The organism is Gammaproteobacteria bacterium (genome assembly GCA_029881255.1).
In the GTDB taxonomy this organism is placed as follows: Bacteria; Pseudomonadota; Gammaproteobacteria; order S012-40; family S012-40; genus JAOUMY01.
Genome location: JAOUMY010000018.1, coordinates 1 through 15,712, shown reverse-complemented (window position 1 = coordinate 15,712; position 15,712 = coordinate 1). Strand labels below are relative to the sequence as shown.

Annotated in this window: 13 protein-coding genes; 10 read left to right on the top strand and 3 right to left on the bottom strand. The window is 45.6% G+C overall.

What is annotated here, in order from left to right:
• Positions 1 to 7: 7 nt before the first annotated feature.
• Positions 8 to 1,570 (bottom strand): DUF1566 domain-containing protein, encoded by a 1,563-nt coding sequence (locus OEZ43_20585; GenBank protein MDH5547982.1) that lies wholly within the window; start codon positions 1,568 to 1,570, stop codon positions 8 to 10.
• Between the two features lie 594 nt (positions 1,571 to 2,164).
• Between OEZ43_20585 and OEZ43_20580 the strand changes: the two genes are divergently transcribed.
• The 6 genes from OEZ43_20580 (at position 2,165) to OEZ43_20555 (ending at position 8,202) form a co-directional block, all read left to right on the top strand.
• Positions 2,165 to 2,506 carry a transcriptional regulator gene (locus OEZ43_20580; GenBank protein ID MDH5547981.1) on the top strand — a complete coding sequence of 114 codons (342 nt, stop codon included), beginning with the start codon at positions 2,165 to 2,167 and terminating at the stop codon, positions 2,504 to 2,506.
• 311 nt (positions 2,507 to 2,817) lie between these two features.
• Positions 2,818 to 3,591, top strand: a complete 774-nt coding sequence (locus OEZ43_20575; protein MDH5547980.1) for a cytochrome c — start codon at positions 2,818 to 2,820, stop codon at positions 3,589 to 3,591.
• Positions 3,592 to 3,673: 82 nt separating this feature from the next.
• Positions 3,674 to 4,147 carry a ribonuclease H gene (locus OEZ43_20570; protein ID MDH5547979.1) on the top strand — a complete coding sequence of 158 codons (474 nt, stop codon included), beginning with the start codon at positions 3,674 to 3,676 and terminating at the stop codon, positions 4,145 to 4,147.
• A gap of 378 nt (positions 4,148 to 4,525) precedes the next feature.
• The gene (locus OEZ43_20565; GenBank protein ID MDH5547978.1) at positions 4,526 to 6,013 is read left to right on the top strand and encodes a DUF2235 domain-containing protein; all 1,488 of its coding nucleotides are present in this window, start codon (positions 4,526 to 4,528) and stop codon (positions 6,011 to 6,013) included.
• 36 nt (positions 6,014 to 6,049) lie between these two features.
• Positions 6,050 to 6,904 carry a S1/P1 nuclease gene (locus tag OEZ43_20560; protein MDH5547977.1) on the top strand — a complete coding sequence of 285 codons (855 nt, stop codon included), beginning with the start codon at positions 6,050 to 6,052 and terminating at the stop codon, positions 6,902 to 6,904.
• 80 nt (positions 6,905 to 6,984) lie between these two features.
• Complete coding sequence (locus OEZ43_20555; GenBank protein ID MDH5547976.1) at positions 6,985 to 8,202, top strand: hypothetical protein; 1,218 nt, start codon at positions 6,985 to 6,987, stop codon at positions 8,200 to 8,202.
• Between the two features lie 55 nt (positions 8,203 to 8,257).
• On the opposite strand, the gene OEZ43_20550 is transcribed toward OEZ43_20555, so the two are convergent.
• Positions 8,258 to 9,856, bottom strand: a complete 1,599-nt coding sequence (locus tag OEZ43_20550; GenBank protein MDH5547975.1) for an MBL fold metallo-hydrolase — start codon at positions 9,854 to 9,856, stop codon at positions 8,258 to 8,260.
• Between the two features lie 223 nt (positions 9,857 to 10,079).
• Here OEZ43_20550 and OEZ43_20545 point away from each other — a divergent pair, with 223 nt between their 5' ends.
• The 4 genes from OEZ43_20545 (at position 10,080) to OEZ43_20530 (ending at position 14,681) form a co-directional block, all read left to right on the top strand.
• On the top strand, positions 10,080 to 10,685 hold the full coding sequence (locus tag OEZ43_20545; protein ID MDH5547974.1) for a TetR/AcrR family transcriptional regulator: 606 nt from the start codon (positions 10,080 to 10,082) through the stop codon (positions 10,683 to 10,685).
• 83 nt (positions 10,686 to 10,768) lie between these two features.
• Positions 10,769 to 12,196, top strand: a complete 1,428-nt coding sequence (locus tag OEZ43_20540) for a hypothetical protein (GenBank protein MDH5547973.1) — start codon at positions 10,769 to 10,771, stop codon at positions 12,194 to 12,196.
• 266 nt (positions 12,197 to 12,462) lie between these two features.
• Positions 12,463 to 13,710, top strand: coding sequence for a hypothetical protein (locus OEZ43_20535; protein ID MDH5547972.1), 1,248 nt, complete (start codon positions 12,463 to 12,465; stop codon positions 13,708 to 13,710).
• A 17-nt stretch (positions 13,711 to 13,727) separates the two neighbouring features.
• On the top strand, positions 13,728 to 14,681 hold the full coding sequence (locus OEZ43_20530) for a hypothetical protein (protein ID MDH5547971.1): 954 nt from the start codon (positions 13,728 to 13,730) through the stop codon (positions 14,679 to 14,681).
• 57 nt (positions 14,682 to 14,738) lie between these two features.
• Here the strand turns inward: OEZ43_20530 and OEZ43_20525 are convergent.
• Positions 14,739 to 15,712, bottom strand: a 974-nt coding sequence (locus tag OEZ43_20525; GenBank protein MDH5547970.1) for a hypothetical protein, incomplete at its 5' end; no start/stop codon positions are given.

Genomic DNA, 15,712 nt, shown 5'->3' with positions numbered 1-15,712 from the left:
GATGGCTTTATTCATTGTTTGTTGAAAAGGAGAGTGACGGTTTGTCGGGACTACGAACAAGCATGGCGCTGTTGGTAAATACCCCGGTCGGGGTACAATGTTTTGTATGATCTTCTGCGCTACCATCGCTAAGATGGAACCCGTACGCTCTTTCCGAATCTATACCGCTGCTAATCGATGTCCATTGGTGGCGGCGAATTATGTTTGGAAAATAATTGGAATCCAGTAAATTCCATGAGCCTTTATTTTGGGTATCAACTCCGTAATCGACTATAGAACGAATCTCTTCAATTGTGGGTAATCGCCAGTCGGAAAAGCCACACCACTGTTCGCTATTGGCAATTTGTATGTGTTGTAGCGTATTGCTTTCCAGATACGGTTTGGCACACGCAGATGGATCTTCCATTCCAGAATTGCCGCCATTGGTATTTTCATTCGGGTCAAACCATGTGAAAAGTTTCTGGTATGCACGCTCACCGGCAAGGGATTTCACTTCCCAATGCAAGCCTGTGTTGTTGTCTCGTGTACAATTCCATGTGCTGGTGTCCGTGTGATCGTTGGATAAAGTGGCACCCGAGTTATCCAATTTAGTAAAGCTTAAACTCGTGCCTATCGTATTGGTATGATTGACTCCGTCCTGGCCTTTAAATGTCTCTGGTTCCTGTAGAAATATTTGTGGATATATTTTTCCGTCCGTTTTCGTTTCTTGTGCCTCTGTGATGAAAAAGGAAACACCGGTCTTGTTTAGCGGTACCTCCATCACAGCTTGATAATAGGCGGACTCAACATGAGCGGCATCTGAGGGAAAGCTGTCTCCCTTTGCATTGCTCGCAACGAGGTAGTAATAAATACTCGACAATGGTTTCACGCCTTGATGCGTGAGCGTTTTCTCGGTGGTCTCGCCGAGCTTCTCTGCTATGTCATAAGAATCGGGTTCAAAAGAAAAATATATCTTATACGAATTTGCCAAACCGACTGCTGACCAGGTGAGAATGTTTTCACCTTTTTGTGTCATAACCTCTGGTATCTCAGGTTTCTGCGGGATATCAGCAGTATTTACTTCGAGTGCATCTGAAGGAAAACTGTCACCGGATGGATTTCGGGCTACAAGGTAGTAGTGTATTGTGGATTCTGATGCGACATCGTCATGATCAAAGCTAAGTTCTTCCGTTTCGCCCAATAGCCTGGCGTTCTCAAATGTTTGATCAAAAGACGATGAGTAGATTTTATATGAGGTAGACGACTCAATCGCATCCCAGGATAGTGAGTGCCTGTTACTAGCAATATTGATGCTTTTGAATCCGGGCTTGGCCGGGACAAACAAAACGGATTTTTCGTCAGAAACACGGCTATGCTTTTTGTTTGCAGCCTCGAGAGAAAAAGTGACTTCCTTTCCGAATTGAGGCTCAAACACGAAAGGCGAACTGATCCCCTCAATACGAGAATTCTCTGTGATTTCGCTGCTATGCCAGAGAATCGAATACTTGTCCGCTCCGCTCACCGACTCCCATGATAATGAAACGCCCTTATCGTCAGTAAATTCGCCAACGACCAGTGTCGGGGTACTCACTTTGTCGTCATGCTTACACGCGGAGCCGAAAGAAATCGTTAAAATGCAGAAAAGTAGAGACGCTAGTCTTTTGGTATTGGTCTTTATAGCCATTATTCAAATTATTCTATTAAATAGGCAGATATATTAGCCTAACTCACACAATTTGACTATTATTTTGTATCGCTGCCCAGCCTGTTAGTATAGTCGATAGGTGTTAGCCCTAATTGGTTCTGGTCTATTTGTTTTAATGTCTTTATAAAGAAGGACTATGGGCGAGAAATGTAGAGTAGGACGGGTGGATTCGTTAGCGTTTCAGAAAATCATACGTAAATAATAGCGGGTTTTGTATCTCCTTTTGTAATTTGTATACATCAACCTATTAAATCATAAGCTCAGAAAACTATATGAAAAATTGCATAATAAAATACTCGTTGATCGTAACTTGTTTTCTTCAAATTTTGCCTGAAAATGTCGAAGCAATAGAAAAAGTAGAATCGAGAGAAAAGTCAGATGCGTTCTGGTATCTGCTGGGTCGGTCCTAAGACTGCCAGGTATTTATATATCGACGTCTATCTATGTTAAAGTGACGCACTTTACCTGAAGGACATAACAGTGCTTGTACAGAACCCTTTCAAAATTGAATATTTAGACGACCCGAAGGCGGGTGTTCGTGAATTGCACTTTACCTTTACCGGTCTATTTAAGGCGATGGGTCTGGAGCAGCGTGTCGCGACCTTTGAGGCCTATATCAATCAACTCGTGGACGATGCAAAAAGCACAGACGATTTGGCCAACAGGGAAGGTATCATCACTATCATCCAAATCTCGCAACAGCTATATCCACATTTACAGGCCAACGAAATACCACTCGATGAGACACTCATTGTTGAGATGGGTGATAATGCCGAGGGTTCTTCCTTGGCGGAACTATTAAATGGCTCTGGTCTGAATTGACCACGACAGCTAGAGTTCGCTCGCGGCTTTTTGTATTTGTCTCCTTTGTCTGTAAATATTATTACAAAGTCTCTGTACCGGGAATGGTTTAGGACCTAACGTTCAATATTTGTAGTCGAGACTTGGCTGAAACCAACAAAACCAATTTCAAGAAAGCACCAAATAGTGTTGCCAACACGATCATCCTGGAAGCCATTCAGCCACACTTACATCTCATTCCAACAACACGATAGAATTTTTTGAAAGTGGCAGAGAATTCGGGTTTTATCATCTATACTTGCGTGATGGAAGGCCAAAACCTGAGGAAGACGATGAAGCATAAAGGAATGTCGCTAGTGTTTATACTTCTGGTTTCACCTGCTGTCGCAAGTGAGCTGGAGCAAACAATTGTCGGTGGACGCTTGTATGACAAGTGGTGGGTAGACACCAAACTGACGCCACCGGAGGGTACGCATCCAGCCTACAAGGATGGCGAACAAAAAGGTAGCGCTACCTGGCGTTGCAAGGAATGTCATGGTTGGGACTACCGAGGAAAGGATGGCGCCTATGCGAAGGGTAGTCATTACTCCGGTACCAAGGGTATACGTGAGTCGGAAGGTAAATCTATTGACCAATTGCTTGAGGTATTGAAAAACTCACAACACGGTTATGACAAACATCTCAGTGTCGAGGATTTAAGAGCTGTCGCCCAGTTTGTCAGCCAGGGGCAGATCGACATGACGAAGTACATTTCCTACGATACCAAGCAGGTTAAAGGTGATGTGACGCCGGGCAAGCAGCACTTTGAAAAGCATTGTGTCGACTGTCACGGTAAGACGGGTGAATCGATGAATCTGGCACCTGGAAAAGACAAACCCGAATATGTCGGCACGATAGCCAACAAGAATCCCTGGGAAACGCTACACAAGATACGCTTTGGCCATCCCGGCGCGTTTATGAATATGAAAAAGATGCACAATATGTCAGGTCGCCAACACCATCCCGCTATGCGTAAGATGTGGGAGCATATGCCACCGATGTTGGGTGTCTTGAGCGAACAAGAACAGATTGACTTACTGGCCTATTTGCAGACCTTAACTAAATAAGGCATTAACGTTTGGGGGCCAGAAGCTAACGTTGTATCTGCCCCCACATTTTTTACCAAGTAGGTATACATATTATTTGAGAGTGTTTACAGATGCGAGTATGTGTCCGAAGACAGCAAGCGGTGTTGGTGCTTATCTCATCGTTTATGAAAACGAACCTGTTGGTCTCGTGGATGAGTCGCGAGTTCAGCGGAAAGAATTCAATAACACTCGCTCAACTCGACTGGAGTTACAGACGCTTCTTTGGGCATTGAGCGATCTTGACTGTTCTATAAGAAAAATCGAAGTATTCACCGATTGCCAGAATATCTTAAACTTGCCAGGGCGACGTGATCGCCTTGAAGCGAGTAATTACATCGCAAAGAATAATCGCCAGCTAACAAACGCAGACCTCTACCAACAGTTCTATCAGTACATGGATCAATTGGAATGTACAATTACCAAAGTAAAAGGGCATAAGTCTGCCGCACAGAGGAATGACAACGATAGACTATTTGCTATGGTCGATAAAGCGGCAAGAAAGGCATTGCGGGCGCGTAAAGTTCGTGTGCAGTAGGTCGCTGATTTCAGGTGTTCCCAACTCATATGCAGGGGCTGTAAAAACTCGACATTCATTTCAGTTCAGATAGGGTAAGGAAAGTCATACCCCGTTCAAAATGAACGCTGAAAAACAGGTAAGGTCGTGGGACAGAAAATGCTGCGTGGAATAAGGTGGCAGAGTTCGAATTACTTTCATTAATATCAAGTGTAGCCAGAAGGGGGAGTAACCCTTTTAGGTGATAGATATCATTGTCACTTTCTCTTCACGACTATTAAAAAATACAGTGGTACATTGCAAAATTTCATGGTATGAAATCTCCAATTCCTCAGCCCAGCTGAGTTCTGGCATGTATTTCGGATAGGGGACTCGAACTCAAATCAAAGGAATATCAAAATGGCAAAGAATATCATTTTGTGCGCCGATGGAACCGGCAACAAGGGTGGTTATACACCGGACAGCAATGTCTATAAGATGTATAAGGCCATCGAGATTCATGACAAGTCGGTTTCTCAATATACTTTTTACGATAACGGCGTTGGCACTTCGACCAATAAATATTGGCGCGCCTTCACCGGGGCGATCGGAATCGGTATCAAGCACAATGTCATGGATTTGTACCGCTTTCTTTCGCTGAACTATGTGCCTGGCGACAAGGTGTTTTTATTTGGCTTTAGCCGAGGCGCGGCAACGATACGTGGATTTTGTGGTTTCATCAATGCAGTGGGCCTGGTCAATGGCAAGCCTCTGTCAGACGAACAGTTAAAAGATTATACCTGCGACGCATTTGAAGCCTATGAGTCTCACCGTAAAGACCCGCAACGGGCAGAACGATTTCGCACCCATCGACATTCTCATGGGATTATCGATATTCATTTTGTTGGTGTATGGGACACGGTATCGGCTCTTGGCTTTCCCAAGCGCACCGACAGAATGGGGATTACATTAAATATACTCAGTGTTGTGTTCTGGTGTCTGGAACGACTTAGTAATCTGGTCTGGCCTCATCTCTTTTATAACTACGAATTGTCGAAGAACATCAAACATGCCTATCAAGCGCTGGCAATAGATGATGAACGCACGGCCTTCTGGCCCAAGGTTTGGGACGAGGTAAAGGCAGGGCGTACTCCGCAGGATGTTGAACAGGTATGGTTCTCGGGGATGCATTCAAATGTGGGTGGGGGTTATGAACGTCAGGGTATGGCCAATGTCACTATGCACTGGATGATGCTTAGGGCGCAGCAACAGGGTTTAAAGTTTAAACCGGGATTCGTGGAAGGTGTTTATCAGGATAGTAATATCCACGGGCGTCTATACAATTCCCGTGATGGGTTTGCGATTTATTATCGCTATCACCCACGCATCATTACCAGGCTGTGCGAGGGTAGGCTGTTAGGAAATATCAAGGTCCATGAAAGTACCTGTGAACGTCTGAAAAAACGCACGGCCAATTATGCGCCGTTTGTGTTGCCGAGCAAGTGCGATATTGTCGGTTCTGACCTGGATGCAAAAGCAAAAACGATAGACTTAAGTGAGGACGATGAGCGCAACAAGCAACAGAAAATCATCAATCGTGGAATTAATATACGCAAATGGTTGTATGGCGGGCTTGCCGATCTAACGGCCTTTGTCGTGGCATATGTGGTGTATTACTCGATATATGATGAAGACGACAATGTGAGTCTGTGGAGTCTGATCATGAAGAGCATTACCACAGGCGACTATGTTTCTCTGGGAAAGAATTTGATCGAGTATCATTTGCATGCGGTGTTGTTAGTGACTTTGCTGCTATTGTTTATGTGGTTGATCAGGAAATCGGCAATCGCGCGGATGAAAGATGCCGCCGAAGATATCCGAAGCTTGGTAGTCAGCAAGCTCAGTTAAGCAATATGTTGCCACATATTGAAAGGGAAGCTTGATATGCGCAAATCATTTTACCTTGTCGGCGTTTTAGCCGGTGTGGTTTCGTCAAATTGCTTTGGGTTTGGACAGACGGGCCATCGTACCGTGGGCGAGGTGGCGAGTTATCATTTGTCAGCGAGCGCAAAAAAGGCAATTGATGAGATACTGGACGGTGAGGGTTTGGCGTTTGCCGCCACCTGGCCTGATGAGATGCGCTCATCTCCCGAAAACAAAGAATTCTGGGGATACGACGCGGCTGCCAATTGGCATTTCATAAATGTGAACCCAGGTGAGACTTACGAAAATTCGGCTAAGAATCCCAAGGGTGACTCCTATGTTGCTTTGAATACATTTGTCGCCATACTTGAAAACAAGACGATTCCCCAGGGTCCAGTCGCCTCCGCATTACAAAAGTATTTCGGTGATCTCACAAATCCAAAAAAGCAAAAAGAGATTAAAAAATTTGCGCTACGCTTTCTCGTTCATATCGTCGGCGATATGCACCAACCACTCCATGCCGGTTATCCTTCAGATCTGGGCGGCAACAAGATTAAGGTCAAGTGGTTTGGTAAAACCACAAATCTCCACAAAGTATGGGATGAAGAACTTGTCGAAGAACAACATTTGGGTTTTACCGAATTGACTCGAAAGATTAACAATGCGAAGGCTTCTGCAGTCAAGGAAATACAAAAGAGCAAGCCTATCGATTGGGTCCACGAGACAATACAAATACGCACTCAGGCCTATGATGTGGACTCCTTCAAAGGGAGTTTCTCCTACGACTATGTCTACAGGTTTGTTCCGATGATCGAATCGCAAATGTTCAAGGGCGGACTTAGAGCCGCGGCATTGTTGAATCGAATATTTAAATAAGTGAAACTAGATATAATTCTTCTATAATATTAGCGAAAAGTTGCATCTAACCGGGATTTTTTACTAACAAGGAGAGTTATATGAAAAAACGCCTATCGTCTATTTTGTTTTTCACTGGATTGTCTGCGGTAATTCCCCTGAGCGCACACGCGGCTATGATCAGTGTCGACTGCACGAATTCACCACCCGGCGCATTAGCAACTGCGCTTGCTAGTGCCGGTGAAGGTACTACGCTGGTTGTCAGTGGTGTGTGTAATGATGCTCTGTATATCAATAAAAATGATATTACTATTTCGGGAAACAATGCCGTTCTAAGCGGATTTTTCCCCCAGGATCGGATCGTTATCGATGGTGCTCACCGCGTGATATTGTCTGGTCTGAGTATCGAAAAAGGCGTAATGGGTATACATGCAACCAATAATGCGAGTTTTCAAATGAGTGATGTGAGCTTAATTGGAAATGTCCATGGTGTTGTGATCGATAATGGTGCGTCAGGAGTATTCGAAAACAACAATCATATCGCGCGAAATTTTGTGTTTGGTTTGCAGGTTTTAAACGGTTCCAAGCTTCACATCACCCGTTCCGGCGATGCAGATAGCATGGTAGAAATCTCGGATAACACCTTAGGGGGGCAGATATCGATAAACTCCAGTCTATTTGTAACTGAGAATGCTAAGGTCAATGTTCACTCCAATCGTACCATCGGACTTTCCGTTAATACCGGTTCCACTGGGATGTTGTTCAATGCCAGCATTCATAGTCACGACAATGGCCGTGACGGACTTGATGTAGTTTCCAATAGTAATTTTGAAATTGATGGTGATTCGGAAGTTATTAGCGAGAATAATGGACGCGAGGGAATTAGTATCGACAATGCGGCTATGAACTTGTTTGGTTTTTTTGCGAGAGAGTCCGGTTTTCCACGAATAACTGCAAGAAATAACGCAGGTACAGGTGTTTTGGTGGAATCCACCAGCAAACTCGATATTGGGCAAAATGCCTCTATACGTGCCAACAATAACGTAAAGGCCGGTGTCATGCTTGATGATGGAAGCAGCGCTATACTGCAACGATCTGATATCAACGGGAATCGAGGTACCGTCGACCCTATGAACATGCATCGCCATGATGAGGCATCAGAAAAAGTATTTAACGCAGATGTCATTGTGACATTTGGTTCCAGAATTACCTTCAGGACCGACCCGGATAATGGAGGCACCGTCGCGGGTAATGATATAGGCAAAGCTTTTTGTGACCGCACATCCTTGTCCCGAGGTGATGTGCGTTGTCGGTACTGATTTTAAATGGCAATATGTGGGGTCAGATACAGCTTATCTGACCCCACTTAAATATTTATAGCTCCGGAAACGTAAGGTTCATTGCGTCAATAAAGTCCTGAAAACTTCCCATGCCGCCGTGTGCGCCGATTATTGTTTTTATTTCCAGCTTGCGGGGGAGGAGATCGTTATACAAATCCAGACCCCAATACGAAAACTGTGGCGGTATTGGCGCCGTAAAGAAGCCGGGGCTGTAGAGATCAGAGATAAATAGTATTTTTTGATCTTCTATATAGGGCGCGATAAGTCCGGGGGCATGTCGATTGGCAATCTGTAGCAAATGAATGCGTCTCTCACCGTCATCAATGACATAGGTTTCACCGTCGTTAATCTCGAGCATACGAGCTTTTTTGTGCATGAGTGCGAGCAAGTCAGGATAAACAATGTGTTTGGATTTGAGCACGTTTTCATAGAAGTCTTCATTACGTTCGGTGGTGACGAGTTGCGCACCGTCGGCGACATAGCCACGTAAGCCTCCGCTGTGATCGACATGGAAATGCGTCGGTACGACATACTTGATTTTCTTATTCGGCCACTGTTGTTTAATCACAGGCAATACCAGTTGCGTACGTTCTTCGAGTAATACGGGATCGAATAACACCAGATAGTCCGACATCTCGACAATCAAGGAATGATGAGTAAATCCCTGTAGGTAAAACACGCCATCGCCGACCGGGTGTAAGAATACCGATTCGGGTGAGTACTGGTTAAGGTCGAAGGGGATGCCAACCAGAAGATAGCGGTGAAACCAGTTCGCATATTTCACGCCTATATTGTACAGCCCTGTATCCAAGTCTACGTTCAGAGACGCGGGAACCTCAAACGGGTCTGCGATAAATGCGATGTCAAATTCAACAGACCGGCGTTGGATGCGTACCATTTCCATTCCCTGATCTGATTGCTTAATCAACATTGGCACTTTGATACCTGCAGCGTCTTGCCAGTCGCTATACTGTGTAACGATTTGTGTATCACCGTATGAGGGATTCGAATCCCAGTAGCTTGCCTTGATGGGCAAATGCGTATTGTTATCTATCCACAGCTGTATATCTTTGCCGTATTTTTTTATCGCCAGAACGGTTTCATTTCTTTCTCTATGTTCGAGAGAGCCAAGTAAGACGACTTCAGTCGGCGCGGCTAGCATGGCTTTGACGACGGCCACCGGCGAGGTGACGAAATGGTTAATCTTGCGCGCGCCGAGACGTATCGCCTGCATCGGCGCTTGTGGCGTTTGCAGAATGCTATCCACACCGAGTACTGCGCCATGTTCGCCGTTGATAATCTCAGTGAAGGCATAGTGTGTCTTCAACGGAAACTCGATATCGAGCGTCCAATGCGTGTTGAAGCGTTCGCCATCCAGGGCGCGTGTTATCGTGTAAGTGATATTGTCGAATCGTTCAGGCTCGCCGCCGGGAACGGGCGCCTGCAGCGGCGCGATACCGGTTATATCCGCCGAAACCGTTTGATTGCTCACTGAGCGCAGCCGTTCAAGCCCGCCCATGGCGTCAGCGATGCGCGTTATTTCGGCGGGGGAATCGGCGAGGCTGTTGGCCGTCCAGCCTATACTTGTTAGCAGCAGACTGGAAACCGTCAGCGTTTTTGCTAGGTGTTTCATTGTACTTCTCCTTCCTGGGGAAATGTTTGAGATAAAGCGTAACCACGGCCATGTGCGCACATGCCTGACATAGCTGGAATGATCGTTCCAACATGGAACGATCATTCCAGTTTTGGTAAACTGTGTCAAGCGTGAGATAATGAAAAACTTGTTACAAGATGTAACACACTGGTTTTATGTAGAAAATTAGAAATCTTGTAGAGAATAGTGAAGGTAAGACACTATGGTCGGCCCGCAAAAGCAATTTGATAAGGATGCAGCACTGGATCGCGCGCTTGCGGTTTTCTGGCGGCAGGGCTATGAACTGACATCGATGCAGGACCTGGTCAAGGGCATGGGGATTAACCGCGCCAGCCTGTATGACACCTTCGGGAATAAGAACCAGTTATACAAACTCGCCCTGCAACGCTACAAAGATCAGGCAATAGCCACAACCCGCGCATTGCTGCTCGATGCACCAGGATCGGTGCGGGAACGTCTGCTCAATTACTTCTACTCATTGAAAGATGCGCACAAATCCGATGAAGGCAACTTCGGATGTTTTCTCAACAATACCGCAGTGGAACTTGGCCCACATCAGCCCGATATCGCAATGGCGGTGCGTGGGGGCTGGACGGATATGGAGAAAATTTTTCAGGAAGCGCTCGATCAGGCCGTCAATAATGGCGAACTCTCACCGGATACGAATACTGCCGCCATCGCCGCCACCATCAATATGATGTTGCAAGGTATCAGCGTCATGGCCAAGGCAGGTACTCCGGAACAACAACTCGGACAAATAATTGAGACTGTGTTGAGTCTGTTGGGGAATCCTGAGCCAAAAGGCTGATTCCGAGTAGAAACGTATACCCCGTCTGCGCTACACACGTTATAATCGCGCCCAATAATTCAAATAATTTGTGGGGCGAAAAAATGCGTATCAGCATATTCATTCTGTTGTGTCTAATTCCTGTCATTTCCCAAGCGGATGTTTTAACGGTAAGAGGATTCCTCGAAACACTTGTTGACGAGCACCCTCATCTTGAATCGCGCAATCAACGATTTCGTCTTAACGTCTTGAATGCTGCCCAACGCACGACGCAATATGGAGTGACGGTATCGTTATATGGAACGTCGTCGACGGGTGTTCTGCACAGTGAAGACCGTGAGACAATTTTTTCCAGAGACATAGGTATGAAATTCAATGCCGTTGAGGCTCATACTGGGTTACGTTTTTCTCTAACGCCAAGATTGAATTACATAAGGCGAAGTGGGACGTCTACTATGTATGATGCTTCACTGACAAGTTATGAAAATTATCAGATGAACCGCAATACCGTGGATGTTAACGCAACATTGCCACTGGTAAGAAACATGTTTGGCAGCAACGATAGAAGAAACCTGCGGATCTATAACAATAGTATTCAGACGTATGATTTAGATCGCATGGAACATATAGAACAATTCCTGCTGAAACATATACGCATCTACCTCGACTGGAATCAACGCTATCGACTTCGAGACAATACTGAGGAATTTCAAAGTTTGCTGGAGACTATTGCGAAGTCGACGTCGTCTGCGTTTACGACGCCTCTCGATATGGCGAGAATTGCGGAACTAAGCAGTTTTTTAACCCAGGAACAAAGAGTACATCAAACAGAATACAATTCTATAGCGAAGCATATAAAGGTTTTAACAGGCCTGGAGGAGACTTCCGAGATCACGCCTCAATACCGTAAAACAGGTGACATACCGACACTTTCCTATTCAGAAGAGGATTTACGGAATGTACGCGAAATGCAGGAGGCCGAGTTGACCATAGACAGTGCCGAACTCGTAAACCGAAAAGCAGCGAATGAGAAACTTCCTGGCGTATTTTTAGAAGTGCAGGCCAATCTACATACGAGGTCTTCACCAGCAGAATCATACGATCAGGATTCACGCTTTATTGGACTTAGGTTCGACTATGCACTAATGGATGCGTCAGCTAACAATAGGCTCGATCATAGCGAGGCCGCGCTGTTGTATGGGAAGTCTGAGGCAGAATCGCTTTTGTTAGAAAAGACGATTCAATACAAAACAACAAAAAGCAAACTCGACGACTATCAACAACTTTTGGCGAAAGCCGATGATCGTGTCATCAAGGCCACTGAATTATTGGAAATTGAAATGAAAAATACCACGGTTTCGGGATCTAGCAGCCACACGCTGGTGGAGGCTTTTATCGCGGCGTACTACGCGCAGAAAGAGCGCATAAAAATCGAGTTCGATCGTCGTCACGTCTATCTCGACTACCTGGATATATTCGACCGAGTCTACGACGAAGCCGACGGTCAAAGCAATATCTTGATCGAGATGTAAACGAGTGGGGGCGATAGCACTTTTTTCTAAAATGTAACCGGCCCGCAATATGCTTCTGATGGACCTGTGATGACAGGAGTCGGCAGCGTTTCACATCGACTAAGTCGAGAGAACATCAATCACTGAGTAAATGAATGGGAATCCGCTCTTTTTCTTTTGCCTGGTTTGGTGTAGTCTTGCGACCTGTGGCGGGGTTTATAAATATATAAAAAACAGGGAGGTGTCCTGGGTTCTTAAAGTTGTCAATTTTTGGAGTATCTGTTTTGATGGCATTTTATCTGGCGAGTATTTTGTCTGTCGCTCGAGCGCAATCGAGCATATTGAAAACCATTCTGGCGCTTCTTCTTTTCTCATCCACACTTTCGGTCGTTTCTGCGGAGGAAATTCAACGCAAATCGCTGCTGTTTATCGATTACGTGGATCTCAGCTATGGGTCGGAATATAACTTCTGGATGCCAGAAGAAATCCCTAATATCGAGTACAAGACCAAAGGCTTCATGAGTCACTATCTCGATCTGAATACCGGTATCGATGGCGTACCGGTCGAGGTAAAAATTACCTCTCAAGGGTTCAAATCAGATTCTGCGTTTCGTGTCAGTGATAAAGACGTTTGGAACAAGGAACAATTGATCGCAGACGATCAGGAATCGAATCTCGAACAATCGTATAACAAATTGCAATTCTGGCTGGGCTTCGGCGCCGACAATATGGAAAAGGCGCCGCTAAAGATCAGTTATGCCAAGGAGTTGTTCAATATCCAGGTGACCCCACAGAATTCCACGATGAATTATTTTCCCTTTGTCGGCGGTAGTAGCAATTTGGTGGCAAACGAGACGCTACATTTGCAAACCAAGTTTGAAGAGATCAAGTTCACCTTTGATAGCGGCGGTTTTCCCTGCGTGGATTCCATGGTTTCGGCTTTGTTTAATATCAAAATCGATCAGTTCAAAGGCAAGGACAGTCGTTGTGGCTTGTACTATCTGAAGTATCAAAAGCCGTACAACTACAGCCAGCTGGTAGGTGGGAATCCCGAGCCTCTGGATTGTTCGTTTGTCTATAACTACGGTGGTACCTACGAAGAATATGATATCTGTCAGCAGGCCGCGAATGAGGTTTATCTGGAGGAACTCGCTGATCGCGCGGCGAAGGAGAGAAATATTTACGACGCCAGGGTCTATACCTATGGCGTGATACAGGAAACCACAATAGAGAAAGAGAATATCTATTTCGGTTATCGTCCACGCTTAGGCACCTGGCGTATCGAGCTGACCTCAGCCGAGGAACTGGACTTCGGGCTTTTTCCCATATTTTACGCACACGAACTCGAGTTGTTCGTTAAATTCAATCCGATCAATGTGAAGGGTCTGGACTTCTGGTTAGGTGCAAACTGGAAATACATGTTGTTTCTCGGCGCTGAGCCGGGAGCAACGGAAGACAGTCCTATTTCGATTGCAGGCTTTGCCAATATGGATAGTCTGTTCAAGGTGGTCGGCATGATTAATTGGGCGCTATGATGATGAAGAATTCTAAAATGTATCTGGTACTGATTGTTTTCCTGTTTAGCGTTAGCACAGCGATGGCGGATTCGGTTGCCTATACGAAATTCCATTTTGAATACAATTGGGATCTGGATGAAAAAGACGGCAAGGACAACGCCGGGTTGTATAGTCGTTCATCGCTTATTGGTGTTGATGGCAGCAAGGATAGATATTTTTGGCGTATCGAATGGCAAATGGACGGCAATGTTGATTTGGGAAAAGATGTCTTTAATGTACAAATTGCCAAGAGAGATCAATATATCGGTTTGAAATTGTCAGGCTGGGAGGTATTGGCAGGGAGAATGTTGATGCCCCATTCAGCACTGACGGGTAAAGCGAATATATTTGAAAATTCATTTGTTGATTATCGAAATGTCTTAAGCTCTGCTGCAAATCAAAGACAGGGAAATAGTCTGCGTGTGAAAAAGACGGTTGCTTCCAACATCCAGCTTGATTTCGGCACTACAGTTGGCAATGTCAAGAATGGTGTTTATGACTTAGGTTTCAAGGGTTCAATAGTCAGCGCCAGCGTACGTAGTAGTATCTCGGCAATTTCTGCGGGTCTAGCAGTTGCAAAATTTAGTCAGCTTGGTGATGGACTGGATGATGAGTCATCGATACAGGCTTTGATTAGCCCGGATCTGGGCGAGGGCAGCCTCGCCTTAAGCGCCGTCTATGAGCGTTTAAACAATGCCAAGATTGATGCCGTTTTTGTATCCGGGAGATCGCTTGAGATTAACCATTTTGCGTTTGTAAGTGGCTTCTATGGACACAAATGGCAGGATGGCGAAAACTTCGAACGCCAATACGGTGCTGGTCTTGAATTAGGTATGGGCAAGGAAGCTAAGCTCTATGCGGTATTTACCAATAAGGCCATCTATCAAGCTGCCGATGAGGAATGGAAGGGCGAAGATTTGTTGTATATCGGATTAATTAAACGTTACTAAATATTTGCCATATCGATATGCGACAGGAATTCTGTCGCATATCGAAACAGCAATTTGTCACAGTGCATCCGGCGCCCGCGTTATCGCAAACTTTCCTGCGATGTCGATATAATATCCCGGTGTTGTACAATCCGGCGCACCTTGTAGACACAAACGTACAGAGTAGTTTCCGACTATTGGACTATAGGCCACTGATGCGCCGTATTGGTCTACGTTTATCGTCACACTCGCACCTGGATTGGCAATCGTATCCCAGGTATTTACACCATCGTAATAGACGGCGTCTGCATTTAGCCCGGCGAGCGTATAGCTTCCCGTTGTGTTCGCGTCAAAATACAAAGTGAGTTCCTGGTCAAACTGTGGGACGGCTGTATTGTAGTTGCCAAACAGATGCACCTCGGTTCGTTGAGGCGCGGCCAGGGTATCCCAGAAAGCCTTGACGGTCGTTTCACCATTGAGTGAGGCCAGGGTATTGTCGACCAGGTTTTCACTTGATTTGATTTCACCACCGGCATTGATGTCCAGACTTATCCAATCGGTTTCCACCGTCATATTGTATGTAACGCCTTCATCCCCCGCGCCAGAGTAGTTTACTTTGTAGTAGAACTCCCACTCTGCAATGTCTAAGGTCATTGCGCAATATTGCGTGGGCGCGACTCCGTCTGTTGAACACAGTGGTGCATCGAGAAAGTCTACTTGAAAGTGCACATCCAGCTTGGCAGCGGTGTTAATGTCGGTTATACCGATAACATATTCCGTGTTTTGCTGATGCAGTATGTGATAGTAACTGGGCGTGCCAGCGTTCGCCTGATGAAGGACTGGTGGAGTTTGCAATCTGGAATCATATGGGAAGCCAGACAAAGATATCGGTACGTATGCAGCACCTTCAGAAGCGTAATGCAAGTCAGCATCGTGGGTAACGCTAAAGCTGCCGCTGAGGTTGACCATAAAGCCCGCGGAACAATCGGAGCCGGGTATACACAGCGTTACATTATACGTGCCTTCGATCAGGCCGTTACCACCCAGGTCAT